Source organism: Amycolatopsis alkalitolerans, assembly GCF_006152065.1.
Lineage (GTDB): Bacteria > Actinomycetota > Actinomycetes > Mycobacteriales > Pseudonocardiaceae > Amycolatopsis_E > Amycolatopsis_E alkalitolerans.
The window spans coordinates 1-26449 of sequence record NZ_VDFW01000021.1 but is presented as its reverse complement, the minus strand read 5'-3'; the positions used below and the strand labels follow the sequence as shown (position 1 = coordinate 26449).

At 70.1% G+C, this 26449-nt stretch carries 22 protein-coding genes; 13 read left to right on the top strand and 9 right to left on the bottom strand.

The features are described from left to right. Window positions 1–2: 2 nt before the first annotated feature. Both FG385_RS22310 and FG385_RS22305 read left to right on the top strand, forming a co-directional pair. Window positions 3–1001, top strand: coding sequence for a C40 family peptidase (locus FG385_RS22310; protein ID WP_139098722.1), 999 nt, complete (start codon window positions 3–5; stop codon window positions 999–1001). A gap of 15 nt (window positions 1002–1016) precedes the next feature. After that, on the top strand, window positions 1017–1952 hold the full coding sequence (locus tag FG385_RS22305; RefSeq protein WP_139098721.1) for a hypothetical protein: 936 nt from the start codon (window positions 1017–1019) through the stop codon (window positions 1950–1952). A gap of 13 nt (window positions 1953–1965) precedes the next feature. On the opposite strand, the gene FG385_RS22300 is transcribed toward FG385_RS22305, so the two are convergent. Together FG385_RS22300 and FG385_RS22295 are read right to left on the bottom strand one after the other, a co-directional pair. Next, on the bottom strand, window positions 1966–2355 hold the full coding sequence (locus FG385_RS22300; protein ID WP_139098720.1) for an SCO5389 family protein: 390 nt from the start codon (window positions 2353–2355) through the stop codon (window positions 1966–1968). A 17-nt stretch (window positions 2356–2372) separates the two neighbouring features. Then, window positions 2373–3329 carry an ATP-binding protein gene (locus tag FG385_RS22295; protein WP_139098807.1) on the bottom strand — a complete coding sequence of 319 codons (957 nt, stop codon included), beginning with the start codon at window positions 3327–3329 and terminating at the stop codon, window positions 2373–2375. A 115-nt stretch (window positions 3330–3444) separates the two neighbouring features. Here FG385_RS22295 and FG385_RS22290 point away from each other — a divergent pair, with 115 nt between their 5' ends. From FG385_RS22290 to FG385_RS22275, 4 genes are all read left to right on the top strand, one after another. Next, complete coding sequence (locus FG385_RS22290) at window positions 3445–4857, top strand: RNB domain-containing ribonuclease (RefSeq protein WP_235022722.1); 1413 nt, start codon at window positions 3445–3447, stop codon at window positions 4855–4857. Window positions 4858–4873: 16 nt separating this feature from the next. Beyond that, complete coding sequence (locus tag FG385_RS22285) at window positions 4874–5638, top strand: helical backbone metal receptor (RefSeq protein WP_139098719.1); 765 nt, start codon at window positions 4874–4876, stop codon at window positions 5636–5638. Between the two features lie 87 nt (window positions 5639–5725). Beyond that, a complete protein-coding gene (locus tag FG385_RS22280; RefSeq protein WP_139098718.1) occupies window positions 5726–6661 on the top strand; it encodes an undecaprenyl-diphosphate phosphatase in 936 nt (311 codons plus the stop codon). Continuing rightward, entirely contained in the window at window positions 6658–7560 is a 903-nt protein-coding gene (locus tag FG385_RS22275) for a cytochrome c oxidase assembly protein (RefSeq protein ID WP_139098717.1), read from the top strand. Before FG385_RS22280 ends, FG385_RS22275 begins: the two co-directional genes overlap by 4 nt. 43 nt (window positions 7561–7603) lie before the next feature. On the opposite strand, the gene panB is transcribed toward FG385_RS22275, so the two are convergent. After that, window positions 7604–8461, bottom strand: coding sequence for a 3-methyl-2-oxobutanoate hydroxymethyltransferase (panB, locus tag FG385_RS22270; RefSeq protein ID WP_139098716.1), 858 nt, complete (start codon window positions 8459–8461; stop codon window positions 7604–7606). A gap of 103 nt (window positions 8462–8564) precedes the next feature. Here panB and lysX point away from each other — a divergent pair, with 103 nt between their 5' ends. Both lysX and FG385_RS22260 read left to right on the top strand, forming a co-directional pair. Beyond that, window positions 8565–11819, top strand: coding sequence for a bifunctional lysylphosphatidylglycerol synthetase/lysine--tRNA ligase LysX (gene lysX, locus FG385_RS22265; RefSeq protein WP_139098715.1), 3255 nt, complete (start codon window positions 8565–8567; stop codon window positions 11817–11819). Between the two features lie 88 nt (window positions 11820–11907). Beyond that, entirely contained in the window at window positions 11908–12495 is a 588-nt protein-coding gene (locus FG385_RS22260; RefSeq protein ID WP_139098714.1) for a DinB family protein, read from the top strand. A 221-nt stretch (window positions 12496–12716) separates the two neighbouring features. Here the strand turns inward: FG385_RS22260 and FG385_RS22255 are convergent, their stop codons facing one another. Together FG385_RS22255 and FG385_RS22250 are read right to left on the bottom strand one after the other, a co-directional pair. Next, entirely contained in the window at window positions 12717–13250 is a 534-nt protein-coding gene (locus FG385_RS22255) for a methylated-DNA--[protein]-cysteine S-methyltransferase (RefSeq protein WP_139098713.1), read from the bottom strand. Window positions 13251–13253: 3 nt separating this feature from the next. After that, window positions 13254–13610 (bottom strand): VOC family protein, encoded by a 357-nt coding sequence (locus FG385_RS22250; RefSeq protein ID WP_139098712.1) that lies wholly within the window; start codon window positions 13608–13610, stop codon window positions 13254–13256. Window positions 13611–13718: 108 nt separating this feature from the next. On the opposite strand from FG385_RS22250, the gene FG385_RS22245 reads away from it, so the two are divergent. Then, window positions 13719–14498, top strand: coding sequence for an AraC family transcriptional regulator (locus FG385_RS22245; protein WP_139098711.1), 780 nt, complete (start codon window positions 13719–13721; stop codon window positions 14496–14498). A gap of 42 nt (window positions 14499–14540) precedes the next feature. Here FG385_RS22245 and FG385_RS22240 read toward each other — a convergent pair whose 3' ends face one another. Both FG385_RS22240 and secA2 read right to left on the bottom strand, forming a co-directional pair. Further along, window positions 14541–16271, bottom strand: coding sequence for an NAD+ synthase (locus FG385_RS22240; protein WP_139098710.1), 1731 nt, complete (start codon window positions 16269–16271; stop codon window positions 14541–14543). A 69-nt stretch (window positions 16272–16340) separates the two neighbouring features. Continuing rightward, window positions 16341–18668, bottom strand: a complete 2328-nt coding sequence (secA2, locus tag FG385_RS22235) for an accessory Sec system translocase SecA2 (RefSeq protein ID WP_139098709.1) — start codon at window positions 18666–18668, stop codon at window positions 16341–16343. A 153-nt stretch (window positions 18669–18821) separates the two neighbouring features. Here secA2 and FG385_RS22230 point away from each other — a divergent pair, with 153 nt between their 5' ends. After that, on the top strand, window positions 18822–20369 hold the full coding sequence (locus tag FG385_RS22230; protein ID WP_200834607.1) for an alpha/beta hydrolase: 1548 nt from the start codon (window positions 18822–18824) through the stop codon (window positions 20367–20369). A gap of 22 nt (window positions 20370–20391) precedes the next feature. After that, window positions 20392–21969 carry an alpha/beta hydrolase gene (locus tag FG385_RS22225; RefSeq protein WP_139098707.1) on the top strand — a complete coding sequence of 526 codons (1578 nt, stop codon included), beginning with the start codon at window positions 20392–20394 and terminating at the stop codon, window positions 21967–21969. On the opposite strand, the gene FG385_RS22220 is transcribed toward FG385_RS22225, so the two are convergent. Beyond that, complete coding sequence (locus tag FG385_RS22220; RefSeq protein WP_139098706.1) at window positions 21959–22642, bottom strand: LppX_LprAFG lipoprotein; 684 nt, start codon at window positions 22640–22642, stop codon at window positions 21959–21961. The genes FG385_RS22225 and FG385_RS22220 overlap by 11 nt on opposite strands. 22 nt (window positions 22643–22664) lie before the next feature. Beyond that, window positions 22665–23615 (bottom strand): GlxA family transcriptional regulator, encoded by a 951-nt coding sequence (locus FG385_RS22215; RefSeq protein ID WP_139098705.1) that lies wholly within the window; start codon window positions 23613–23615, stop codon window positions 22665–22667. Between FG385_RS22215 and FG385_RS22210 the strand changes: the two genes are divergently transcribed. Continuing rightward, the gene (locus FG385_RS22210; RefSeq protein WP_139098704.1) at window positions 23614–24966 is read left to right on the top strand and encodes an MFS transporter; all 1353 of its coding nucleotides are present in this window, start codon (window positions 23614–23616) and stop codon (window positions 24964–24966) included. The two genes, FG385_RS22215 and FG385_RS22210, sit on opposite strands and share 2 nt — an antisense overlap. Before the next feature lie 9 nt (window positions 24967–24975). Further along, window positions 24976–26319 (top strand): type I glutamate--ammonia ligase, encoded by a 1344-nt coding sequence (glnA, locus tag FG385_RS22205; protein ID WP_139098703.1) that lies wholly within the window; start codon window positions 24976–24978, stop codon window positions 26317–26319. Window positions 26320–26449: the final 130 nt, after the last annotated feature.

Below are 26449 nucleotides of genomic sequence, written 5' to 3'. Positions count from 1 at the left end.
CCATGCGGCTCGGGTTGCTGATCGGGGTGGTGGTCGCCGCCCTGTTCGGGGCGGTGCTGACCGCGGGCGTGGTGGTCAAGGTGGTGACCGACCAGCAGGCCGCGCAGGCGCAGGCGGTGCAGAACACCGGCTGTGACGCGGCGATCGGGCCGACGAGCCCGGGGCAGGCGCAGACCGCGCAGGGGCAGGCGAGCAACCTCGACGGTCAGCAGCAGCAGATCGTGCAGCAGATCATCGCCGTCGGCAAGCAGCGCGGGCTTTCGCCGCGGGCCTGGCAGATCGCGATCCAGGCGGGTATGACGGAGTCGGGCCTGCGCAACCTCGGCTACGGCGACCGGGACTCGCTGGGCGTCTTCCAGATGCGGCCGTCGATGGGCTGGGGCAGCGTGGCCCAGTTGCAGGACGTCGGGTACGAGATCAACAAGTTCTACGACGTGCTGCTGGCCGTGCCGGGCTGGGACCAGCAGCGGCCGGGCACCTCGGCGCAGGACGTCGAGCGCTCGGCGTTCCCGGACCGGTACCACCGGTGGGAGCCGATGGCCGCGTACCTGGTGCAGCACGTCGGTCAGGTAGCCGACATGGTCGGGTGCGGGCAGAGCGTCGGGCTGGCGTTGCCGGCGAACCAGGCGGCGGCCAGGGCGATCGCGTTCGCCTTGGGGGAGCAGGGAAAGCCGTACGTGTGGGGCGCCACCGGGCCGAACGCGTACGACTGCTCGGGGTTGATGCTGCGGGCGTACGAGGCCGCCGGCATCACGCTCGACCGGGTGTCGCAGGATCAGTACCACGACGGCGCGATGCTGCCGGTTCGCGACGCCCAGCCTGGGGATCTGCTGTTCTGGGCCTACGACCCGTCGAACCCGAACACTATTCACCATGTGGCGATGTACCTGGGCAATGGGAAGATAGTCGAAGCCCAGCAGACCGGCGTGCCCGTGCACGTGCGGTCGGTGTCGTTCGACGAGAACGAGCTCGTGCCGCAGGCCGTGCGGCCGGGTGTGTGATCAACGGAGAGTCCTGTGGCCAAGAAATTCGGCAAACGTCGCGGTTCCTCGGGCGATGCGCGGGAGCTGTTCGGCACGCCCCCGCCGCCGCGGTCGTCCGCGCGCCCGGCTTCGAGCACCCCGCTGGCGGATTACCTCGCCCCGAACTGGCCGGGGGTGGACGAGAACTACGTGGTGCTGCCACGCTCGCTCGCCGAGGGCATGTCCCTGCCGTGGCAACAGCAGATGGCCGCGCTGCTCGCGCAGTTCCACCAGGCACATCAGCGCCTGTCGTGGCCGGTGTACCGCGTGGTGCCTTCGCGGTACGAGAACCTGGTCGACCTGGACGAGGAGCAGCTCGCCGAGGCGGGCTACCTGGTCGAGATCGACGCCGAGGGGGACATGGTCTATCGCGAGCGCAGCGGCCGGAAGGTCGAGGACCCGGAGCACACGCGGGTGCTCGTCTCGGTGCTCGACCCGATCGCGCCGCGCAGCACCCAGCAGCCGCCGGCCGAGCCCGCCCTGGACCGCCCGCGCGCGGCGGCGATGAACATCCCCCCGGCACCGGTCTGGCGTACGACACCGGCGAAAGCACCCGAGGACGTGCCGCCGCTGCCAGAGCCCCCGGAGGCGAAGCCGCCCGCCGAGGAGGAAACCAAGCCACCGGTGGCGCCGCTAGGCTTCGAGCCCCCCGCCCCCGCGCCCCAGTCCGACCCCGCACACCAGGCCGACTCTGCGCCACAGGCTGACCCCGACCCCGTGCGCCACCCCGATCCCGTGCGCGACTCCGACTCTGCGCGGGACCCCGACCCTGCGCAGGACCCCGACCCCGTCGAGCCCGAAACCGACACCCCGCCCCGCGGCATCCCAGCCGCCGAACGCGGCTGGTTCGACAACTACCCGGACGAGGACCCACCGCAGTTCGGCCCAACAGGCCAACCAACGGAACTCCCCTACCGCTACCGCCCCTGACCACCTCCGCGGGTTAGCAGTCGCGGAGCTCGGGGGTCTGGTTGAGGAGCTGGCCGGTGGGGGAGATGAAGTCCCGATAGGCGGCACTGTCCACGGCGGCCGGGCGGAACGCCGCGACGCGGTGGCAGTTCTGGAACGCCAGCTTCATCCCGAAATGCCGCTCCAGACCGCCGCGGATCGCGTCCGAGGCCAGGGCCCGCAACAACTGGCCGCGCTCGGTCTCGCTCGGCGGCGGGGTCGCGTGGTCGGCGAAGTCGGCCCCGTCCGCGAGGCCCGCGGCCACCTCGCTGATCACCTGCCACGCGTACGGCAGCGAGTCACGCACGCACGCGACGAACTCGGCGTCGGTCACCTCGCCGGACGAGGCGCGCTCCAGCAGCGCGGCGGGTACGTCCAAGGACATGCTCTTCTCCTTCTCTCTCAGGCCCGGGCATGCGTGCCGGGTACGAACTCCGGGTCCACCTGCTCGGCGAGGTCCCGGCCGGTCCGCTCGTTACCCCACGCGCGCGCGTTGCGCAGGTGGAGCTGCACGGCCTGCCGGTGGTAGCGCACCCAGTCCCGCTCCACCGAGTCCACAGTGGACACAAGCTTCTCCAGTGCCGCCACGTTGCCCGGCTCGAGCGTCTCGATCGGCCGGACCTGACCACGCTCGGTCGCGCGGACGTGACCCGATCCGGTCAGCCAGCACAGCAGCGCGTCACCGAGTTGGCCGCGCAGGAACTCGGCGTCCTCGTCGTCGGTGACCTTGTTGCCCACTACCGCGAGCCGCACGCCGAAGTCCCGTGCGTAATCGGCGTACTGGCGGTACACGCCGACACTGCGCAAGGTCGGTTCGCAGACCAGGAAGGTCACGTCGAAGCGGGTGAACAGGCCCGAGGCGAACGCGTCGGCGCCCGCGGTCATGTCCATCACCACGTACTCGCCCGCCTCGTCGGCGAAATGGTTCAGCAGCAACTCCGCCGCGCCGACCTTCGAGTGGTAGCAGGCCACGCCCAGGTCGCCCTCGGTGAACCGGCCGGTGACGCCGAGCCGCACCCCGTTGACCATCCGGAAACACCGGTCGAGCACCGCGTCCTCGGCGAACGGCCGCAGCAGGCGGGAACCTCGCCCCGGCGGGGTGGTCTTGATCATCGCTTCGGCACTGGCGATCCGCGGGTTGCCGCCGCGGAGGTGGTCCTTGAGGAGCAGCAGGTGCTCGCCCAGCGTCGGCAGCGCGGCGGCTTCTTCTTCGCTCGCGCCCAGCGCTGCGGCCAGATGCTGGTTGATGTCGGCGTCGATGGCCAGTACCGGCCTCCCCGATGCGGCGAGGTAAGCGGCGAACAGGGAGGTCAGCGTGGTCTTCCCGCTGCCGCCCTTGCCGACGAAGGCGACCTTCACGGCTGGCTCCATCCGAAAATGATATCGATTTTCATTACTGCTCGAGCAAGGTACACCCGGCCGGCCCAGCCACGAACAGGGGATCAACCCGGTCCGGTCGCGTTAGGGTGAGTACGTGCCTCGTTTGGTGCCCGGCGCAACTACGGCGGACGGGGGCTTCGGTCACCTGCGCGCCGAGTTCGAGCTGCCGGAGTCCTTCCGCGCGGAGGTGCTCGCCGAGGCCGAGGCGGCGGGCGTGGACCCGCGCGAAGAGGACCGCGAGGACGCCACCGACCTGCCGCTGGTGACGATCGACCCGCCCGGCGCCAAGGACCTCGACCAGGCCATGCTCCTGTCCCGCCGCGGCGACGGGTTCCGCGTGCAGTACGCCATCGCCGACCTGGGCGCGTTCGTCGTACCGGGCGGTCCCGTGGACCGCGAGTCCCGCCGCCGCGGGCAGACGCTGTACCTGCCGGACGGTAATGTCCCGCTGCATCCGCCGGTGCTGTCCGAAGGCGCCGCCAGCCTCCTCCCGGGGGAGACGCGGCCCGCGGTGCTGTGGACGATCGACCTGGACTCACGGGGCGAGCCGACCGCGATCCGGGTCCGGCGCGCGCTGGTCCGGTCCGCCGAGCAGTTCGACTACGAATCCGTCCAGGCCGCACTGGAAACGGGCGCCGCCCACCCGTCCGTCACCGTGCTGCCGGAGCTAGGCCGGTTGCGCCGCGAACTGGCCGTGCAACGCGGGGCGGTCGAGCTGCAGCTACCCGAGCAGGCCATCAACGGCGACTCCGCGGACGGCTGGGCGCTCGGGATGCGGCCGCGGAACGAGGTCGACGCGTGGAACGCGGAGATCTCGCTGCTGACCGGCATGGCGGCCGCCTCGATCATGATCGAAGCGCGCGTGGGCGTGTTGCGGACGCTCCCGGACGCGGACGGCGACTCGCTCGCCTGGCTGCGCCGGTCCGCGCAGGCGCTGGGCATCGCCTGGCCCGACGGAGTGCCGGTCGCGAGGCTGCTCGCGGGCGTCGACCCGGCGTTGCCCGAGTCGATGGCGCTGTCCGCGTGCACCAGAAGGTTGCTGCGCGGCGCGGGGTACACGTCGTTCGAAGGCCAGCTGCCACCCTCGACGACGCATGCGGGCATCGGTGCCCCGTATGCGCATGTGACCGCCCCGATCCGGCGCCTGGTGGACCGGTTCGCGGCCGAGATCTGCCTGTCGGTGAGCGCGGATCGCGAGGTGCCGGGCTGGGTGCGTGCCGCGCTACCGGACCTGCCGCTGCTGATGAGCGCGTCGGATTCGCTTGCCGCACGGGTCGAGCGGGCGTGCATCGACCAGGTCGAAGCGTGGATGCTGGCCGAGCGGATCGGCGGTACCTTCGAGGCGGTCGTGCTTCGCGCGGAGGAGGCCCGTGCGGAGATCCTGGTGGAGGATCCGCCCGTGATGGGAAGATGCGCGGGCGCGAACCTGCCGGAGGGCGAGCGGATCACGGTCCGGCTCACGGCCGTGGATGTGGCGAAACGGAAGGTGTCGTTCGAACGGGCATGATCGTGGAGCACCTGGAATGACGCTGTTCGACGACCTCGGCGAGGACGTCCCGCTGCGCGGCGTGCCGCGTCGTGTCGTGTCGCTGGTCCCGTCCCTGACCGAGGCGATCGAGACCACGATGCCTGGCGTGGTCGCGGGGGCGACGGAGTACTGCACGCATCCGGAGCATCTCGACGTGCCGCGGGTCGGCGGCTCGAAGTACCCGAGAGTCGACCGGATAGTCGAGCTTCGGCCGGATCTCGTACTCGCGAACTCCGAGGAGAACCGCCTGGAGGACGTAGAACACTTGCGTGCCAACGGGTTCTCGGTCTGGGTGACCGAGGCGCCGTCGACCGTGCCGCATGCGCTCGCCTCCCTGCGCCGCTTGCTCGCGCAGGCCTTCGAGGCCGACGAGCCCGAATGGCTTGTCCAGGCGGAGGATCTGTGGCGGGAGACGCCGCCGGTCCGCCGCCACGCGGTGGTCCCGGTCTGGCGCAAACCGTGGGTGATCCTCGGGCGGGACACGTTCGCCGGCGATGTCCTCCGGCGGCTCGGCGTGTCCATTGTGTACGGCGAGCATGAGGACCGGTACCCGCGCCCGAAGCTCGAGGAGATGCTTTCGTGGTTCGCCTCGGACCAGGCCGATCTGCTCGTGTTGCCGGACGAACCGTACGAGTTCACCGCCGCGGACGGGCCCGAGGCGTTCCCGGGGGTGGGCTACGCGCTCGTCTCGGGCCGTTACCTGACGTGGTACGGACCGTCACTCGTCGCTGCCCACCGGGAGCTCCGCCGGGCGTTGTGACGAGCGGGCGACTCCAAGAAAACACCGAAACTCGGTCAGGTACCTTCGACCCTGGTTCGTCGCGTCGCGCCCAGGGAAAGGTCCTCAATGTCCGCAGTGACATATTTCGAGGCTATTGTCGTCGGCGCCTTGCAGGGTGTGTCCGAATTGTTCCCGGTGTCCAGTCTCGGGCACAGTATTCTTTTGCCGGCGTGGATCGGCGGAAAATGGGCAACCGATCTGAGTATCGGCAAGGGTTCGCCCTACCTTTCGGTCCTTGTGGCGATGCACGTGGCCACCGCGCTCGCGCTGGTGATCTTCTTCTGGCGCGACTGGGTACGCATCATCCGCGGCCTGTGGACCTCGATCCGCGACCGCGAGGTCGTGAACCCTGATCAGCGCCTTGCCTGGCTGCTGGTGCTCGCGACCATCCCGGTCGGTATCGCGGGCCTGCTGCTGGAGCATCCGCTGCGCGACTTCCTCGGCAAACCCGTGCCCACGTCGATCTTCCTGGCGCTCAACGGCGCCGTGCTGCTGGCCGTCGAACGGTTCGGCAGACCGCGAAAGACGGAGTCGCGCGCGGCTGACGAGACCATCGACTTCTCCGCCGAGGCCACTATGCCGATGCGCGCGGTCAGCCTCGAGGAAGCGTCCGACATCCGCCTGTCGAGGCTCGGCGTGGTCGAGGCCGTCCTCATCGGCGCCGCGCAGATCCTGGCCCTGTTCCCGGGAATCAGCCGTTCCGGCATCACGATGGTCGCGGGCCTGCGCCGCGGGCTCGACCACGAGGACGCGGCCAGGTTCGCGTTTCTCCTCGCCACGCCGGTGATCCTGGCCGCCGGGGTGCTGAAAATGCCGTCCCTGTTCACCGAAGAGAACCGGGCGTCGCTCGGGCCCGCGATGGCCGGGAGCCTGGTGGCGGGAATCGCGGCGTATATCTCGGTGCGATTCCTGATCCGGTATTTCGAGACGCGTACGCTGAACCCGTTCGCGGTCTACTGTGTCGTCGCCGGAATCGGTAGTTTGGTGTATTTCTCGATATGAATGTCCCGCTTTCCTGGGGTCGCGTGTTCACGGCCAGGACATTCGACGTCCCGGCGGTCGTTTTCGTGCTGGTGCTCGGTGCCGGTTACCTGGCGGCCGCGCACCGGATGCCCGGCTGGCCACGAGGGCGCCGCGCCGCGTTTCTCGCCGGGCTGGCCACGATCCTGCTGATGACCTGCTCGTTCCTGGGCGTCTACGACGACGAGTTGTTCTGGGCCCGCGCGGTGCAGGTCGTGGTGTTCCTGATGGTCACCCCGCTGCTGCTGGCGCTGGGCGCCCCGCTGACCCTCGTGCTCGCGACCGCCCCGTTCGCGGACCGGCTGCGAAAACTCGGCCGTGGCACCTTCGCACGGGCGCTGACCTTCCCGCTGGTGATCACCGTTCTGCTGATCATTCCGCCGTTCGCGATCTACCTGACCCCGCTGTACGAGCTCACGCTCCGGCACGGCGCGGTCGACGAGATCGTCCGGCTCGGCGTGCTGTGCTGCGGGTTCGTCTACTTCTGGACACGGCTGCGCGTCGATCCGACGCCGCGCGAGGACCATCACCTGGTTTCGTTCGGCGTCAGCCTCACCGAGGTCATCCTCGACGCGGCGCTCGGCCTCGTGCTGTGGCTCGGCCCCTTGCGCGCCGCGGACTACTACCATGCGCTGGCCCGGGCGTGGGGCCCTGACCCGCATACCGACCAGATCATCGGCGCGGGCATCCTGTGGATCGGCGGCGACGTGGCCGGCCTGCCGTTCGTCGGCGCGCTGTTCACCCGGTGGATGCGCGACGACGACCGGCAGGCCAAGCGGATCGACCGCGAACTCGACGAGCGGGAGGAGAAGGGCGAGGCCCCGAGCGGCCTCTGGTGGGAGAACGATCCTCAGCTCGCCGAAAGGTTCCGGCGGAGGTGAGCCACGCGGAGCGTGTCGGTGGGCGGTCGGGTGAGAGGCTGGCCTAGTGGAATGCGTGCTCGGGCGCCGGGAATTCGCCTCGTCGCACCTCGTCGGCGAACGCCGTCGCGGCCCCGGAGAGCACTCCGGCCAGGTCCGCGTAGCGCTTGACGAAGCGCGGGGTCTTCCCGCGGCGCAGCCCCGCCATGTCCTGCCAGACCAGCACCTGCGCGTCGCAGTCCGGCCCCGCGCCGATGCCGACGGTGGGGATCTTCAGCTCATGCGTGATCCGCTTCGCGACCTCCGCCGGCACCATCTCCATCACGACGGCGAACGCCCCGGCCTCCTGCAGCGCCAGCGCGTCCTCGACCAGGGCCTCGCCGGCCTCGCCCCGGCCCTGCACCCGGTAGCCGCCGAGGTTGTGCTCGCTTTGCGGGGTGAACCCGATATGCCCCATCACCGGGATACCGGCGCTGGTCAGCGCCTCGACATGCGGCGCGAACCGGCGCCCGCCCTCGAGCTTGACCGCGTGCGCCCGGCCCTCCTTCATGAACCGGATGCCCGTCGCGAGCCCCTGCTCCGGCGAGAGCTGGTAGGAACCGAACGGCAGGTCGGCGACCACCAGGGCGCGTTTGGTCGCCCTCGTCACCGCGCGGACCAGCGGGAGCAGTTCGTCGACCGTCACCGGCAGCGAGGTTTCGTAGCCGAATACGTTATTGGCGGCCGAGTCGCCGACGAGCAGCACGGGAATGCCCGCCTCGTCGAACAGTTCGGCGGTGTACATGTCGTACGCCGTCAGCATCGGCCAGGGCTCACCGCGGTCCTTGAGCTCCTGCAGATGGTGGATGCGCACCTTCTTCACGGGTGCGGCTTGCCGTGGCCCGCTGCCGTAGGGCGCAGCGGTCTCACCAGAAGTGGACATCGTCGTCGACCAACCTTCCCTCGAGGCCCTCATCGGGTCCCCGGGTCGTGGATCTGGGAACTCCAGCGTGACACTGGTGGACGCGCGCGCCCAAGCGCGTGCGATGAGCTTCACACGGGTGGTGACGATGGTTCCCCGATGGCGACGTAAGGCCGGTGGCGTGGTCGCCACCGTCGTGCAACTGGGCGCGCTGATGTCTGTGGCCCTGCTGATCTGGGGCGGGCACCACAGGTTCTACGTATGGACCGTCGGGCTGTTCAGCCTGGTCAACATCCCGGCCGACTCGAACATCCTGATCGCTCTGGTGCTCGTGGTACTGGGCGCGGCGTTGCGGCGGCGCAAGCGCGCGGCGCTGAACACGCTGATCCTGTTCCAGTTCGGCGGCCTGGCGATGAACCTGGGCTACCAGGCGACCCTGCTGTGGGCGCCGGAGATTCTCGGGGAACGCCATCCGCATGTGCCGTTCGGGGCACTGAGCGTCGGCGATCTGCTCTCGATCGGGTTGATCGTGCTGCTGTTCGCCCTGCGCCCGGCGTTTCCCGCCCGGCTCGCACCGGGTGCGTGGCGGCATGGGCTGATCGTGGGCGCGTCCGGGATCCTCATGGTGATCTTCAGCGGCTGGGCGCTGCTCGTGGCGTGGCCGGGCAGGCTCACCGGCCTCGGCGACACCTTCCTGTGGGCGGCCAACCACGCGACCGGTGAGCTTGTGCAATTGCGGCGGCTCGGTGTCCGCGAAGGCCCACCGTGGCTGGATCTGGCGCTCGACCTGGGCGGCAGCCTCGTCGCGGTGCTGACCCTGTCGACGTTCTTCCGTGGTGTGCGCAGCCGCCGGCACCGAACCGACCACGAAGAGCTACGGCTGCGGGCATTGCTGGCGAAGTACGGCGAAGACGATTCGCTCGGGTACTTCGCCACACGGCGGGACAAGAGCGTCATCTTCGCGCCGAACGGGCGGGCCGCGGTGACCTACCGGGTGCTCGCCGGTACCAGCGTGGCCAGCGCGGATCCGATCGGGGATCCCGAAGCATGGCCGCAGGCGATCGAGGCGTGGCTGGCGGAGGCGCACACCTACGGCTGGTCGCCCGGTGCGCTGGGGGCGAGCGAGCGCGGCGCGCGGGCGTATGCGCGGGCCGGGCTCAAGGCGCTCGAACTCGGTGACGAGGCCGTGCTCGACGTCCGCGACTTCAGCCTGACCGGCCCGGAACGGCGTACCGTGCGCCAGGCGGTCAGCCGGATCGAACGAGCCGGGTACACCGCGGTCGCCCGGCGGCACAACGAGATCTCACCGTCCGAAATGGACGAGATAGTCGAGCGGGCGCAGCAGTGGCGCGGCGCGGAGACCGAACGCGGTTTCTCGATGGCGCTGTCCCGGCTCGGCGACCCGAGCGACGGCCGGTGCGTGATGGTCGAGGCGTACGACGCGTCCGGCACCCTGCGCGGGCTGCTGTCGTTCGTGCCCTGGGGGCGCCGCGGGTTGTCCCTCGACCTGATGCGCCGTGACCGCGACGCCGAGAACGGCTTGAACGAGTTCATGGTCGCGCGGCTCGTCGACGTGGCCGGCAAGTTCGGCGCGCAGCGGATTTCGCTGAACTTCGCCATGTTCCGCGCGGTTTTCGCGGCGGGGGAGCGGATCGGCGCCGGGCCGGTGCTGCGCGCCTGGCGTGCCGTGCTGGGTGTCGCGTCGCGGTTCTTCCAGCTGGAGTCGTTGTACCGCTCGAACGCGAAGTACGGGCCCGAATGGGAGCCGCGGTTCCTCTGCTACGGCTCGGCGCGGCGGCTCGCGCGGGTCAGCCTGGTCGCGGGGGCGCTGGAGGGCTTCCTGCCGCAGCCGCGCCGGTCGATCTCCGGCGGCGGGGTGAGCGAGGCGTTCCTGGCGGGGGTCGAGGAGATCGACGAGATCCGGTCCGAGCCGCCGGCGGTGCGACGACCGGAACAGGTCCGGGTGCGGATCGCGAAGCTGGACCGGCTGCGGAAGGCGGGCGTCGATCCCTATCCGGCCGGGTTCGTCCGCGACACCGTGCTTTCCGAGGTTTCGCGCAAGTTCGGCTGGCTGCCGCCGGACGCGCGGACGGGCTGCGAGGTGCGCGTGGCCGGGCGGGTGGTGGCGCTGCGGGACTTCGGCGGGCTGGTTTTCGCTCGCCTGCGGGACAGCAGCGGTGAGCTGCAGTTGATGCTGGGGGCGGACGAACTGTGGCGGTCCGGGGTCGACCTCGGGGATCAGGTGGGTGTGCGCGGCGAAGTGGTGACTTCGCGGCGGGGCGAGCTCTCGGTCCGTGTCGAAGACTGGACGCTCACGGCGAAATGCCTGCATCCGTTGCCGGACAGGCGAAAGGGCCTCGCCGACCCGGACACCCGGGTGCGGCGCCGCTACCTCGATCCGGACCTGCCGGAGCTGTTGCGGCTGCGCGGCACGGTGGTCCGCGCGGTCCGGGATCGGTTGCACACCAACGACTTTCTCGAGGTCGAGACCCCGATGCTGCAGCGGGTGCACGGTGGCGCGAACGCGCGGCCGTTCGTCACCCACATCAACGCCTACGACATGCGGATGTACCTGCGTATCGCGCCGGAGCTGTATCTCAAGCGGTTGTGCGTGGCCGGGATGGAGCGGGTGTTCGAGCTGAACCGGAACTTCCGCAACGAAGGTGTCGACGCGACGCACAACCCCGAGTTCACGATGCTCGAGGCCTACCAGGCGTACGCGGACTACGACTCGATGCGGGCGCTGACCAGGGATCTGGTGCAACAGGCCGCCGTGGCCGCGTACGGGCGCCCCGTGGTGCGCCGGCCGGACGGTGAGCACGACATCTCCGGCGACTGGCCGGTCGTCACCGTGCACGACGCGGTTTCGTCGGCGCTGGGGGAAGAGGTCACACCATCGACTTCCGTGGAGGCGCTGCGTTCCTACTGCGCCGCGGCGGGTGTTCCGTTCGCGAGCGACGCGGGTCACGGTGACCTGGTGCTCGCGGCGTTCGACCATCTCGTCGAGGCTTCCACGATCGCCCCGACGTTCTACACGGACTACCCCACCGACGTGTCGCCCCTGACCAGGCAGCATCGCGAGGATCCGCGGCTGGCGGAACGGTGGGACCTCGTCGCGTTCGGCGCCGAAATCGGGACGGCCTACACGGAGTTGACCGATCCGCTGGAGCAGCGCCGGCGGCTGGAGGCCCAGTCGCTGCGCGCCGCCAGCGGTGATGTGGAGGCGATGGAACTGGACGAGGACTTCCTGCAGGCGCTCGAACACGGGATGCCCCCGACGGGCGGGCTGGGCCTTGGCATCGACCGGCTGCTGATGATGCTGAACGGGGCGCCGATCCGCCAGATCGTCCCGTTCCCGTTCGTCCGCCCGCGCGCCTGATCTCCTTGTGGCACAAGGACTTTCCGAAATTGTCGGACCCCGGTGCGAGGATGCACTCAGGTAACCGCATCCGAGCGAAGGAGCACCGATGTCCGGCAATGTCCGCCCTGTCCGTGACGAGCGCGAGGGCCTGCTCGCGTTTCTCGCTCACCAGCGCTACGTCCTGCGGCTGGCCGCCCACGGGCTGACCGACGAGCAGGCGCGTCTCGCGCCCAGCCGCAGCACGCTGACCATCGGCGGCCTGCTCAAGCACGTCGCGCGCACCGAACGAGGCTGGCTGGGCACCGTCCTGCAACGGAAGCCTGTCGGCACGGTGGAGGAAAGAGCGAGCGCGTACGCGGCCGACTTCGAGTTCACCGAGGAGGACACACTGCCTGCCGTGCTCGCCGAGTACGAGCAGGTCGCGGGTGAGACGGAGGAGATCATCGCCGGCATCCCCGATCTGGGCCGGCCGGTGCCGGTGCCGAAGGGCGTGCCGTGGTTCCCGGACGACGTCGACGCCTGGTCGGTCCGGTGGGTGCTGTTGCACCTCATCCAGGAGACGGCCCGCCACGCCGGGCACGCCGACATCGTCCGCGAGCACATCGACGGCGCGCAGGCCTTCCCCCTGCTGGCCGCCGCCGAAGGCTGGCCCCCCTCCCCGTGGATCCAACCCTGGCAACCACCCCCGCCCTAACTCCCCGCCCCGCCCGCCTCCCGCCGCCGACATCTACCTTCCAGACGTTGAGTTCGACCGTGGGGACGCCGAGTTCGACGTTCGGGACGTTGAGTTCGACGTTCCAGACGGCGAGTTCGACCGTGGGGACGCTGAGCTGGACGTTCCAGACGCCGAACTCGACTTCCGCGCCCCGAGGTCGGTGCACGCCCGATCCGCCGGACCACCTCGTCGGCCCCGGCCTAGAACAGCGTCGGCTCGTCGGGCCGCGCTCCTTCGATCACCAGCATCCTGCGCTTGGTGGCCACCCCACCAGGCGCGGAGAACCCGACCATCCTGCCGTCGGCACCGAGCACCCGGTGGCAGGGCACCACGATCGGAAAGGGGTTACTGCCCAGCGCCCTTCCCACTGCCTGCGCCGAACCCGGCATGCCCAGCCGGCGCGCGACGTCGCCGTAGGTGAGCGTCTTTCCGGGCGGGATCGTGCGCGCGACCTCGTACACGCGGCGATGGAACTCCGGCACGCCCTCCAGGTCGAGCCGGACCTCCCGCAGATCGCGCGGCTCACCGCGTAACAGCGCCACGATCGCGGCGATCGCTTGCCGGATGTGCGGCGGTGGCTCGGTTTCGGCCGAGTCGGAGACGCTCGCACGCAACCGCGCGCGGGTGCGCTCGGCGCTGCCGTCGGGCAAACGCACACTCACCACACCGCGCTCACCCCAGGCGATTCCGCAGTACCCGATGGCGGTGTCGAACACCGTGAAGCCCTGTGCCACCGCTCAATTCTCCGGCACGAGGCAGAACGGGTGTCCCTCGGGATCGGTGAGCACCGTCCAGTCGGCACCACCCGGCTGGAACTCGGGCTTGGCCGCGCCGAGCGCGAGCAGTTCGGGCACGGCCGCTTCGACGTCGGTGACCCCGAAGTCGAGGTGGAAGTGCTTGGCGTCGTCGGGCCAGCCCGGCGACCGGTACCCCGCGATTCGCTGGAACCCCAGCTGGATCGCGCCCTTGTCACTCAGATACGCGGTGTCCGCATCGCTGGAGGTGATGTCCCATCCGGTGACCTTCGCATAGAACGCGGCGAGCCCGGCCGGGTCGGCGCAGTCGATCACAACGGTGGAAAGTATGGCTGTCATCTGCGGTTCCTCCTCTTGCCGTGCACAAGAGCCTGCCGCGTCGCACACCACGGGTATTGAAGATTCTTGCGCCCGGAATCGTCGTACCCCCGGCGTAGCGTGCGCGCCATGCGTATCGCCGTCGAACTGGCCGTGAGGCCGGAGTTCGCCGTGCACCTGGTGTCGTGCCGGGACGACCACCACGACTGGTCCGCGCCCGAACCGCGCTCGGGGTACGGGCTGGTCCTCGTGCGCCGTGGTCGTTTCCGCCGGAAGGTGGCGGGCCTGACGGCCGACGTCGATCCGACGCTCGGCTATCTCAGCCTGCCCGGCGACGAAGAGCGTTTCGCGCATCCGGCTGGCGGCGACGTGTGTACCTCGATCAGCCTCAGCCCCGGCATCTGGCACTCGATGGTGCACAACCGCCCGGCGTCGAGCCTCTATGTCGATGCCCGGCTCGACCTCGCCCACCGCAGGCTACTGGCCGCCGCCACGAACGGTGACGTCGACTATGCGCTCGCCGAGCGGCTGCTCGCGCTCGTCGCCGCGACCCTGGACCGCCCTGAGTCGACCAGGGCGGACCGAACCCTCGTGGCGCGGGCCCGCGCGGCGATCCACGCCGATCACCCGGCGTCGCGCGGGTTGCTCCCGCTCGCGGAGATGCTGGCCGTCTCCCCGTACCGGCTGAGTCGCGCCTTTCCCCAGCAGCTGGGAGTTTCGCTGACCCGCTACCGCAATCGCGTACGTGTCGGTCGCGCCCTGGACAGGCTCGAAGGCGGCGAGGCGGACCTTGCGGGCCTGGCCGCGGACCTCGGCTTCGCCGACCAGGCCCACCTGACCCGCACGGTCCGCGAGCACTGCGGCCATACCCCGGCCGCCCTGCGCCGGTTGCTCAGCGCCTGCCGGTGATCTGGCCGGGCTACCGCGCCACACCGAAGGCGCGCCGGCCGTTCAGCCGCGCTGATCGCCCTCACGCCAGCCGTTCGTGATCGGCAGCCGCCGGTCGCGGCCGAACGCCTTGAACGTGATCTTCGTGCCGATCGGGTACTGGCGGCGCTTGTACTCGGCCCTGTCCACCATCCGGATCACACGGTCGATCGTCTCCGCGTCGAATCCCGCCGCGAGCAGGTCCGCGTACCCCCGGTCGCCCTCGACATAGTCGTCGAGGATGTCGTCCAGCAGCGGGTAGTCCGGCAGCGAGTCGGTGTCCAGCTGGCCAGGACGCAGCTCCGCGGACGGCGGCTTGCTGATCGAGTTCTCCGGGATCGGCGGCATCTCACCGCGCTTCTCGGCCTCCGCGTTCCGCCACCGCGCCAGTTCCCACACGTAGGTCTTGAACACGTCCTTGATCGGCGCGAACCCGCCGACCGCGTCCCCGTAGATCGTCGAGTATCCCACCGCGAGCTCGGTCTTGTTCCCCGTCGCCAGCACGAGGTGACCGTCCAGATTGGACAGAGCCATCAGCAGCATCCCGCGCACCCGCGCCTGGATGTTCTCCTCCGCGAGCCCGGTCCCGGCGAGCTTCAACCGATCGACGTAGACCCGCACCATGTCCTCGATCGGCTCGGTCCGGAAGTGGCAACCCAGCCGCCGCGCGAGTTCCGCGGCGTCGGAACGAGAATGCTTCGACGAGTACGCCGAGGGCATCGACACCCCGTACACCGCGTCCCGCCCCAGCGCGTCCACCGCCAGCGCCGCCGAGACCGCCGAGTCGATCCCGCCGGAGAACCCGAACGTCACCGAGCGGAAGCCGTTCTTGTGCACGTAGTCCCGCAGCCCGACGACCAGCGCCGACCACACCTCGGCCTCTTCGGACAGCGGCTCGCTGATCGGCGCCGGGACCGGCTCGTACTCCGGCACCGGCGAGGTGCTCAGCGTCCGCCGCCGTACCGCCAGCCCCCCGAACGACCCCTCGGCACCATGCCCGCCCGCCGGCAGGTCGAGGTCGACCACCAGCAGGTGCTCGGTGAACTGTGGCGCCCGCGCCCGCAGCTCACCGTCCGCGCCCACGACGAACGAATCCCCGTCGAACACCAGGTCGTCCTGGCCGCCGACGAGGTTCGCATAGACCAGCGGCGCGCCCGCCTCGGCCGCGCGCCGGGCGGCCAGCGGCAGCCGGACGTCGTCCTTCGACCGTTCGTACGGCGAGGCGTTCGGCGACACCACGAGATCGACGCCAGCCTTGCCCAGCGCCGACACCGGTCCGCCGTCCTGCCAGATGTCCTCGCAGATCACCATGCCGATGTCGAGCCCGTGCAGCCGCAGCACGTCGAGCGTCTGCCCCGGCTTGAAGTAGCGGTGCTCGTCGAACACGCCGTAGTTCGGCAGGTGGTGCTTGAACTGGCGCCCGACCACCTCACCGCCGTACAGCGCCGCGGCCGCGTCACGCGGACCGACCTCGTCGAGGTCGAGATACCCCACGTACGCGAGCAGATCGCCGCAACCGGCCTCGGCCAGTCGACGCGCCAGATCGTCGACAGCCTGCCGGGAGCCCTGGGCGAAGGTCGCGCGCAGCGTCAGATCCTCGACCGGGTACCCGGTCAGGGACATCTCGGGGAACACCACGACGTGGGCGCCCGCCTCGACGGCCTTGCGCGCCCAGTCCACGTGCAGTTGCGCGTTGCCCGCGAGGTCGCCCACCGTCGAGTTGACCTGGGCCAGCGCGATCCTGAGTTGCGGCATGCACCCATTCTCGCGCACCGCCGCGGTTGTCCACAGCGGAATGTGCGCAAGCGCAACCCGCCCGGTGGGTCAGTCCTTTCCGCGCTTGAGCAGGCTGCGGACCTGCTTCAGGGTCTGCTCGAAGTCCGAATCGAACGGGCTGTCGTGCACGAGATACGTCCACGTCGAACTCGGCCGCCGCACGCCCGACGCCGACAGGTCGACCCCGTCTTCGCCGATCTCCGCCTCTTCGAGCGTCTTCACGGAACGCTCTTCGATGGCCGGGATGATCTTGTGGAACTCCGGGATCGCGAGCCGGTGGAACTCGTCGAGCGGCGTCTCCCGCGCGATCGCGCGCAGGTGGATGCTCTCCCGCACGTCGGTGAGATAGGCCAGGTGATCCGACCACAGCTGGTCCAGGTGGAACAGCATGATCTCCCGGCACACGTGGTCGAGCGCGTCCTCGTCGAGCGACTCGGCCAGCTCCTCGAACCGCTTCGCGGCCGCTTCCTTCAGCTTCGTGACGGCGAGATCCGTCCGCAGCAGCTGGTCGCGGTGGTCCAGCAGCTCGCGCCGCTGGTGCTCGATCAGCCGCGTGTACCGCCAGGTGTTGCGGTGGATCTCCAGATGCACGCCCTCGGCGACACGCTGCGCGTGGTTGATCTGCCGCTGGGCCGCGGGGTCGCTGATCTCGCCGGTGTCGTCGTCGGCGTGGATGCCGTCGGGCACGTCCGGCGCGTTCGACAGCACCAGCTCGTCGTTCAGCGAAGCGAAGAACACCGCGCTTCCCGGGTCGCCCTGGCGGCCGGACCGGCCGCGCAGCTGCCCGTCCAGGCGGCTCGACGGGTACCGCGCGGTCCCGATCACGTGCAGCCCGCCCAGTTCCGCGACCCGCTCGCGGTCCTTGCCGTCGGCGCCGCCGAGCCGGATGTCGGTACCGCGGCCGGCCATCTGCGTCGACACCGTGACCGCGCCGTACGTCCCGGCTTCGGCGATGATCGCGGCCTCTTCGGCGTCGTTGCGCGCGTTGAGCACGACGCACGGCAAGTCCACCTTCGCGAGCTTCTCCGCCAGCTCCTCGGACTCGGCCACGTCCTGCGTGCCGACCAGGATCGGCCGCCCGGTCTCGTGCACCTCCCGGATCTCCGCCTCGATCGCGCGCAGCTTGTGCGACGGCGACGCGAAGATCCGGTCCGAATGGTCCTCGCGGACGTTCGGGGTGTTCGGCGGGATGACCGCGACCTCGAGCTTGTAGAACTCGCGCAGCTGCTCGGCGACCGCCACCGCGGTGCCCGTCATGCCCGCCACCTGCGGATACCGCGCCATCAGCGCCTGCACGGTGATCGAGTCCAGGATCTCGCCGCGGTCGGTCGCGGGCAGTTGCTCCTTCGCCTCGACCGCCGCCTGGAGGCCGTCCGGCCAGCGCTGCAACTCGGCGATCCGCCCGCGCGAGGTGTTGATGAGGTGGACCTTCCCGTCGCGCACGATGTAGTCGACGTCGCGGGTCAGCAGTGCGTGGGCGTGCAGCGCCACGTTGACCGCCGCGAGCCGTTCGGAGCCGGCGTCCCCGTACAGGTCGATCCCGCCGAGCGCCTTCTCGACCACCGACGCCCCCGCCGTGGTCAGCCACGCGTTGCGGCCGTCGGAGTCGGTCTCGTAGTGCAGGCCGAGGCGGAGCCGCCGCACGACGTTGGCGACCTCGACGTCGGCGGTCGCGTGGTCCACCGAACCCGCCATCACCAGGGGCACGCGTGCCTCGTCGACGAGCACCGAGTCCGCTTCGTCGATGATCGCGACCTCGGGCTCGGGCTGCGCGAGTTCCTCGACGCGGGTGATCAGCCTGTCGCGCAGCACGTCGAAACCGATCTCGCTCACCGCGCCGTAGGTGACGTCGTTCGCGTAGGCCTCGCGCCGCTCGTCACGGGTCAGCGACGGTTCGATCCAGCCGACGGAGACGCCCAGCAGGTCGTACACCGGCTTCATCCACTCGGCGTCGCGCCGGGCGAGGTAGTCGTTGACGGTCGTGACGTGCACCCGCCTGCCCTGCAGGGCGTATCCGGCCGCCGCGAGCGCACCCGAGAGCGTCTTGCCCTCACCGGTCTCCATCTGCACGACATGCCCGGTGAGCAGGCCCATGGTGCCCAGCAGCTGAACGTCGAAGGCGCGCTCGTCAAGCGCGCGGCGCGCGGCCTCGCGGCCCAGCGCGCACAGCTCGACGAGCTGGGCTTCGGCGAACTCGGCTTCCAGACGGAGCTTGCCGGCGCGCTCGGTGAGCTCGGTGTCGGAGAGCCCATCCAGCTCCGCTTCGAGCTCGCCGATCTCGGGGAGCAACGCCTCGTAGCGGGTCAGCTCGGCGCTGCCCGGTCGCTCGATGAGCCTGCGCAGCCGCTTGCCCATCCGGGTGATCAGTGCTGGCACCCCTGGTCTCCTGTCTCTTCCTGCGGTCCACCTGCCAACGAGGTGGTGGTGGTCCCGTGTTCCCCGCCAGGATGGCACGATCACGCCGTGCCCTTCCTCCAGCGTGCCCGGTCCCGATCCCTGCGAGCAGCCGTCCTCGTCGGCGTCAGCCTGCTGACGGTCGCCGCCTGCACCTCGACACAGCCGAGCACCCCGCAGCCGCAGACCCAGACCGAGACGAAAGGTCCGGTCGGTCCGGTTCCCGCCGGTCTGGCCAAGTTCTACGCGCAGCCGCTGACCTGGGGCAACTGTGCACCCTACGCGACTTCGGACGACGCGAAATCCCTCTTTGGTACGCAAGGACTCCAGTGTGCGCGACTGACCGTGCCGCTGGACTACGCGGCGCCGCAGGGCGCCACGATCAGTCTTGGGGTGCTGCGGCACAAGGCCTCGGGCGACCGCATCGGCGCCCTCGTGCTCAACCCCGGCGGGCCGGGGGCCTCCGGCATGGCCGCCGCGGCCGGCCTTTCTTCGCAGGTCGCGAACACGGACGTCGGTCAGCGGTTCGATCTGGTCGGCTTCGACCCGCGGGGTATAGGCGCGAGCGAACCCGAGGTGAACTGTCTCACCGACAAGGAGCGAGACACCGAGCGCGCCGAGGACCTCGACACCGACGGCTCGCCCGCCGGGGTGGCCAAGCAGGAAGCGGAGGCGAAGGACTTCGCGGCCAAATGCGTTCAGCGCACCGAATACGGCACGGCGATGCTCGCCAATCTCGGCAGCCGCGACGTCGCGAAGGACATGGACGTGCTGCGCTCCGCCCTCGGCGAGCAGAAGCTGACCTACCTCGGCTACTCCTACGGCACGCGGCTGGGCTACACCTACGCCGAGGAGTTCCCCGACAACATCCGGGCGATGGTCCTCGACGGTGCGCTCGATCCGAACCAGGACGAGGTGGAATCGCTCGTCGCACAGGGCGCCGGGTTCGGCGTGGCGTTCAACCGGTTCGCCGCGTGGTGTGCCGCGCGTTCGGACTGCGCGCTCGGGCAGAACGCGGCCGGCGCCACGAAGGCCTTCCAGGATCTGGTCCGGCCGTTGATCGACAACCCGGCGCGGCTGGCCGACGGGCGTGAGCTCACCTTCGACGACGCGACGCTCGGCGCGATCCAGGCGCTGTACTCGCAGCAGCTGTGGCCGTCGCTGAACTCCGGTCTCGACGAGCTGAAGAGCGGCCGCGGCGCGACGCTGATGGCACTCGCGGACCAGTACAACGAGCGCGACAGCGGCGGCCACTACACGAATACGCAGGACGCCTTCACCGCCGTCCGGTGCGTGGACGACCCGCGGGTCACGAACAAGGCCGAGATCCTCTCCGCTGAGAACCGCTACGACCAGGTCGCCCCGTTCCTCGACGACGGCAGGCCCAACGGCGCGGCGCTCGACGCGTGCGCGTACTGGCCCGTGCCCAACACTTCGGAGCCGCACGAGCCGAAGGTCGGCGGTATCCCGCCGGTGCTGGTCATCTCGACCACGAACGATCCGGCCACGCCGTATCAGGCCGGGGTGAACCTGGCGCAAGCGATGCACGGCGCACTGCTCACCTTCGAGGGCACGCAGCACACCGTGTTCCTGCAAGGGAATTCGTGCGTCGACCAGGCGGGCACCGACTATCTGGTGGACGGGACACTCCCACCGGCGGGTAAACGTTGTGCCGCGCAGTGACCGGGCTGGCACGATATGAGGGATGCCTTTCCGTCGCAGCCGGCTGCCGGCCGCGCTCGGCCTGGTGCTGTGCCTGCTGACCGCCTGCACGCCCAACCAGGTTTTGCCGCGGCCAGGGCCTTCCCCCGTGTCCGACGCCCACGCCCTCGACAGGTTCTACGACCAGAAGCTCGCCTGGGGTAGCTGCGCGCCGTACGCGACGGAGGAGCAGAGCCAGGAAGCGTTCCGCACTCCGGGCGTCGAGTGCGCGCGCCTGATGGTCCCGCTGGACTACGCGCAGCCGCAGGGACCCACGATCACGGTCGGCGTCCTGCGGCACAAGGCGTCCGATCCGGCGGACCGGATCGGTTCGCTGGTGATGAATCCTGGTGGTCCGGGCGGTTCGGGGATGGAGGCTGCGGCGCGGCTCGTGCCGACCGTCGCGAACCAGGCGATCGGGCTCCGGTTCGATCTCGTCGGCTTCGACCCTCGCGGCGTCGGTGCCAGCGAGCCACGCGTGCGCTGCCTGTCCGATGCCGAGCGCGACGCCGAACGCGCGAGCCATCTCGGCGACGGCACCACGCCCGGGTCGGACGCCGCGTGGCGCGCGGAAGGCCAGGACTTCGCGGCGAAATGCGTCCAGCGCACCCAGTACGGCGCGCGGATGCTGGCGAACGTCGGCACCCGGGACGTGGTGAAGGATCTCGACATCCTGCGGGCCACGCTCGGCGACAAGAAGCTGACCTATCTCGGTTACTCCTACGGCACCCAGATCGGGTTCCAGTACGCCGAAGCGTTCCCGGCGAACGTCCGCGCCCTGCTGCTCGACGGCGCGATAGACCCGGCCGAAGACGAGATGCGGTCGCTCGTCGCGCAAGGTGCCGGCTTCGCCAGCGCGTTCGGCCTGTTCGCCGCCGCCTGCGCGAAGCACACCGGATGCGCGGTCGGCGGCGACCCGTCGCATGCGGTCGCCCGGTTCGAGGAGCTGACCCGCCCGCTGCTGACCGCCCCGGCCACGGCGGCCGGCGGGCGGCGGCTGTCCTACGACGACGCCATGACCGGTGTCGTCGAGGCCATGTACTCCCAGCGGTCCTGGCCGATCCTCAACGCCGCGCTCAACCTGCTCGCGACCGGCGACGGCAGCCTGCTGCTCCAGCTCGCGGACAGTTACTACGAGCGTGGACCCGATGGCCGTTACTCCTCCCTGCAGGCCGCCTACTACGCCGTGCGGTGCGTCGACAACCCGCGCCAGCCGCCCGCCGCCATCGCCGCGACGTATCAGCAGATGCTCGCGGCCGCACCGTTCCTCGGCGGCGGCCGGCCGGACGAGGGAGAGCCCGGTATCTGCGGGTCCTGGCCGGTGCCGAGTACCGCCCAGCCGCATGACCCGATCCGGCCGGGGGTGCCCTCGCCGCTCGTCATTTCGACGGTCGACGACCCGGTGACGCCGTACCAGGACGGGGTGAACCTGGCGCGGCAGATGCACGGCGGCCTGCTCACCTACGAGGGCGCGCAGCATACGGCGTTCCTGCACGGCGACCAGTGCGTCGACGTCAACGGACTCGCGTACCTGGTCGACGGCACCCTGCCCCCGCCGGGAACGCGCTGCCCTAGCCGGTAGGCGTCGAGGCCGGGGGCGGCGAGTTCACCCCGGACAGCGCCAGCTCGAGCATGACGGCGCCTTCGTTCGGCTGCCGCGGCGGCACCTGCATCCAGATCCGCACGAGGGTGCGCGGCTCGGTCCGCGTGACCCAGAATTTCACGTCCACATCGGACTGGATCTGCGGTACGACGGAGGCGATCACGTCCTTGCCGAGCTCCCCGGTCACCCGGTACGTCTCGACGCCCTGGACGTTCTCCTTCGTCTCCGTCTTCAGCCCGGTCGCGCTCGTCAGCAGTTTCGGCAGGCCCTGCTCCAGCAGCCCGGCCGGCGCGTACTCAGCCGGCATCGGTTCGCGCGTCCGCGTCCCGTGCTTGTCGGTGAGCGTCAGCCTGTCCCCGGCGATCTCGTACCGCAGCTCGAACCGGTTGGTCGACTCCTGCATGTCCGCTTGACCGCTCGCCGTGCCGTCCCGGCTCGCCCAGCCCTTGATCTCGCGCACGTCCATCCCGGGAATGCTGCCGCTGACGCTGAGATCGAACCGGACGCTCCGGATACCGGCGAGCGTCGCGGCCGCGGCGGTGACGAGTCCGGTCGCGTCGGGCAGCGGGCCGCGGGTGTCGGGGGAAGCCGAGCAGCCGGCGGCGAGAGCCATGATCAGCAGGAACACACCCGCGGTGCGGCGGCGGAGCATGCCGACACGGTAGCTGGGCCGGTCAGGGGCGGGCGAAGGTGCGCCGGTAGGCCAGCGGCGCGACCCCGATCGTGGCGTTCAGATGCTGGCGCAACGACGCGGCCGTGCCGAGCCCGGATTCGGCGGCGACGCGGTCCACGGGCAGCGTCGTCGTCTCGAGCAGATGCCGCGCGTGCAGCACCCGCTGCTGGTTCAGCCAGGCGCGCGCCGACATCCCGGTCTCGGCCCGGAACCGCCGGCTGAACGTCCGCACGCTCATCCGCGCGTGCCGCGCCAGCGACTCCAGGCCGAGCTGCTCGCCGAGCCGTTCGAGCGCCCACGCGCGTGTCGCCGCCGTGCTGCCCTCGTCGGCCGGCAGCGGCCGCTCGATGTACTGCGACTGACCACCGTCACGCCACGGCGGCACGACGCAGTAGCGCGCCGCCCGGTTGGCCACCGCGCTGCCGTGGTCCGAGCGGATCACGTGCAGGCACAGGTCGACGCCCGCGGACAGCCCGGCCGAGGTGAGCACCTTCCCGCCGTCGACGAACAGCACGTTCTCATCCAGTTCGACCCGCGGGTACAGGCGGCGGAAGTCCCCGGCGTGAGCCCAGTGCGTGGTCGCCCGCCGCCCGTCGAGGTAGCCGGCGGCGGCGAGCACGAACGCGCCGGTGCAGATCGACATCACCCGCGCGTCATCCGGGATGAGTGCGAGCGCGTCGGCCAGTTCGGCGGACAGTGTGCCGTGATGGCGCGGCGCGGTGGCGCGGGTGCCCGGGACGATCACCGTGTCCGCCTCGGCGAGCGCCTCCGGCCCGTGCTGGAGCTTGGCCTCGTACCCGTAGCTGACCTGCACCGGCCGGTCGTCCACCCCGCAGATTCGCACGTCGTACAGCGCCCGCCCGTCCTTGCGGGCGCCGGAGAACACCTGCGGCGGGATGTTCAGGTCGTATCCGACGACCTCGGAGAGCGCGAGCACCACGATCCTGTGCATGGCCGCATTCTTGCACATATTGGCGCTTCGGCCACTCGTTCGCCGGCCGGTGATCTTGCACCCTCATCAGGTGGCAACTGGAACGCGGGTGCACCGCGCTTGGTTCGTGGCCTTCGCGGCCTTCATCGCACTCGTCGGGGCAGCCGGTTTCCGTGCCGCGCCGAGCGTGCTCATCGATCCCCTGCATCAGGAATTCGGCTGGTCCACCGCGACGATCTCGGCCGCCGTCTCGATCAACCTGCTCTTGTACGGCCTGATCTCCCCGTTCGCCGCCGCGCTGATGGAACGGCTCGGCATGCGCCGCGTCGTCGGGGGCGCGCTCGTCCTGGTCGCGGCCGGCAGCGGGCTGACGGTGTTCATGACCGCGAGCTGGCAACTGCTGCTGTGCTGGGGAGTGCTCGTCGGTACCGGCACGGGATCGATGGCCCTCGCGTTCGTGGCGACGGTGACCGGCCGGTGGTTCGTGCGGCAGCGCGGGCTCGTCAGCGGCGTGCTGACGGCGGCGGGCGCGGCGGGGCAACTGGTGTTCCTGCCGGTCATCGCTTCGCTCGCGACGAACCACGGCTGGCGCTCGGCCGCCCTCACGGTCGCCGGAGGAGCGCTCGTGGTCGTGCCGTTCGTGCTGGTCTTCCTGCGCGATCACCCGACCGACGTCGGCACGACGGCCTACGGCGCGACCGAGTCGGAGGAGAAGCCCGCGCCGACCCGTGGCACGGCGAGGCGCGCGTTGACCGTCCTTCGGGACGCCGCCAAGACCCGCGTGTTCTGGCTGCTGGCCGGCGGGTTCGCGATCTGCGGCGCATCGACGAACGGGTTGGTCGGTACCCATTTCGTCCCGGCCGCCCACGAACACGGAATGCCGCCGACCACCGCGGCTTCACTGCTCGCGCTGGTCGGGGTGTTCGACGTCGCGGGCACCATCGCATCGGGCTGGTTCACCGACCGTATCGATCCGCGGTGGCTGCTCGGCGGGTACTACTTCCTGCGCGGGGCCTCGCTCCTGCTGCTGCCGCACCTGTTCGCGCCGACGACCGAGCCGCCGATGTGGGCGTTCATCGTCTTCTACGGCCTGGACTGGGTGGCGACGGTGCCGCCCACGGTCGCGCTGGCCCGGGAACGGTTCGGCCTCACCGGCCCGATCGTCTTCGGCTGGGTCTTCGCCTCGCACCAGATCGGCGCGTCGATCGCCGCGTACGGTGCCGGTGTCATCCACGACGAGATCGGAAGTTACGACCTCGCGTGGTATCTGGCCGGCGGTTTGTGCGGTCTCGCTGCGCTCTTCTCGCTCGCGATTCCCTCGGTCGTGGCACAGGGAGAACCACGAAACATCGTGTTAACACGACGCGCATAAGGTGCGGCCATGGAACGCCAGCAGGAGTTCGTGCTGCGCACGCTCGAAGAACGGGATATTCGGTTCGTCCGCCTGTGGTTCACCGATGTCCTGGGGTTTCTCAAGTCGGTGGCCGTCGCCCCGGCCGAGTTGGAGGGCGCGTTCACCGACGGGATCGGGTTCGACGGGTCGGCCATCGAGGGCTTCGCGCGCGTCTACGAATCGGACATGATCGCCAAACCCGACCCGTCCACCTTCCAGGTGCTGCCCTGGGAGACCGAGGAAGGCGGGCACTACTCGGCGCGCATGTTCTGCGACATCGCGATGCCCGACGGTTCGCCGTCCTGGGCCGATCCGCGGCACGTCCTGCGCCGCCAGTTGTCGAAGGCGGGTGAGGCCGGGTTCACCTGCTACGTGCATCCGGAGATCGAGTTCTTCCTGCTCTCGAAGGTGACCGAGGACGGCAGCGAGCCCGAGCCCGCGGACAACGGCGGGTACTTCGACCAGGCGAGCCACGCCACCGCGACGCATTTCCGCCGGCATGCGATCGAGACGCTGGAAGCGATGGGCATCTCGGTCGAGTTCTCCCACCACGAGAACGCACCCGGTCAGCAGGAGATCGACCTGCGGTACGCCGATGCGCTGACCATGGCCGACAACGTGATGACGTTCCGCTACGTCATCAAGGAGGTCGCGCTGACCCAGGGCGTGCGCGCGACGTTCATGCCGAAGCCGTTCACCGCTCAGCCGGGCTCGGGGATGCACACCCACGTCTCCCTGTTCGAGGGGGATCGCAACGCCTTCCACAACCCCGAGGACCCGTTCGAACTCTCGGAGACGGGGAAGGCTTTCGTCGCCGGGTTGCTGTACCACGCGCGGGAGATCTCCGCCGTCACCAATCAGTGGGTCAACTCGTACAAACGGCTGATCACCGGGGGAGAGGCGCCAACGACGGTGTCCTGGGGCCGGGCGAACCGGTCGGCGCTGGTGCGCGTGCCCAACTACTCGCCCGGCAAGGCGTCCTCGCGACGCGTGGAGATCCGCACGATCGACTCCGCCTGCAACCCGTACCTGGCCTATTCGGTGGTGCTCGCCGCCGGGCTCAAGGGGATCGAGAAGGGCTACGAGTTGCCGCCGCCCGCGGAGGACAACATCTGGTCGCTGACCGACGCCGAGCGCAAAGCCGCCGGGTACGACCATTTGCCGCAGAATCTCGGTGAAGCATTGGCGGAGATGGAGCGGTCCGAGTTGCTGGCCGAGGCGCTCGGCGAGCACGTGTACGACTTCTTCCTCCGCAACAAGCGGGCAGAGTGGGACAACTACCGCAGCGCGGTGACGCCGTACGAGCTCAGGACGCTGCTTCCAGTGCTCTGACCAGTGACTTCACCGCTAACGGACCCCCCTGTTTCAGACGGGTTTCGCCGCGTGTAATCTTTCTTTTGTCGCCGGGGTGACCGGGTGATGCAGGGCCCGGAGCCAAGCTCCCGCTGGTTGGTGGTAGAGT

Coding starts and splice junctions, on each gene's coding strand:
- FG385_RS22245 (WP_139098711.1), top strand. CDS start 13,719: ATGCGTATCGCCGTCGAACTGGCCGTGAGGCCGGAGTTCGCCGTGCAC.
- FG385_RS22250 (WP_139098712.1), bottom strand. CDS start 13,610: ATGACAGCCATACTTTCCACCGTTGTGATCGACTGCGCCGACCCGGCC.
- FG385_RS22225 (WP_139098707.1), top strand. CDS start 20,392: ATGCCTTTCCGTCGCAGCCGGCTGCCGGCCGCGCTCGGCCTGGTGCTG.
- FG385_RS22275 (WP_139098717.1), top strand. CDS start 6,658: ATGAATGTCCCGCTTTCCTGGGGTCGCGTGTTCACGGCCAGGACATTC.
- lysX (WP_139098715.1), top strand. CDS start 8,565: ATGAGCTTCACACGGGTGGTGACGATGGTTCCCCGATGGCGACGTAAG.
- FG385_RS22280 (WP_139098718.1), top strand. CDS start 5,726: ATGTCCGCAGTGACATATTTCGAGGCTATTGTCGTCGGCGCCTTGCAG.
- FG385_RS22215 (WP_139098705.1), bottom strand. CDS start 23,615: ATGCACAGGATCGTGGTGCTCGCGCTCTCCGAGGTCGTCGGATACGAC.
- glnA (WP_139098703.1), top strand. CDS start 24,976: ATGGAACGCCAGCAGGAGTTCGTGCTGCGCACGCTCGAAGAACGGGAT.
- FG385_RS22240 (WP_139098710.1), bottom strand. CDS start 16,271: ATGCCGCAACTCAGGATCGCGCTGGCCCAGGTCAACTCGACGGTGGGC.
- panB (WP_139098716.1), bottom strand. CDS start 8,461: ATGTCCACTTCTGGTGAGACCGCTGCGCCCTACGGCAGCGGGCCACGG.
- FG385_RS22285 (WP_139098719.1), top strand. CDS start 4,874: ATGACGCTGTTCGACGACCTCGGCGAGGACGTCCCGCTGCGCGGCGTG.
- FG385_RS22300 (WP_139098720.1), bottom strand. CDS start 2,355: ATGTCCTTGGACGTACCCGCCGCGCTGCTGGAGCGCGCCTCGTCCGGC.
- FG385_RS22260 (WP_139098714.1), top strand. CDS start 11,908: ATGTCCGGCAATGTCCGCCCTGTCCGTGACGAGCGCGAGGGCCTGCTC.
- FG385_RS22310 (WP_139098722.1), top strand. CDS start 3: ATGCGGCTCGGGTTGCTGATCGGGGTGGTGGTCGCCGCCCTGTTCGGG.
- FG385_RS22220 (WP_139098706.1), bottom strand. CDS start 22,642: ATGCTCCGCCGCCGCACCGCGGGTGTGTTCCTGCTGATCATGGCTCTC.
- FG385_RS22210 (WP_139098704.1), top strand. CDS start 23,614: ATGGCCGCATTCTTGCACATATTGGCGCTTCGGCCACTCGTTCGCCGG.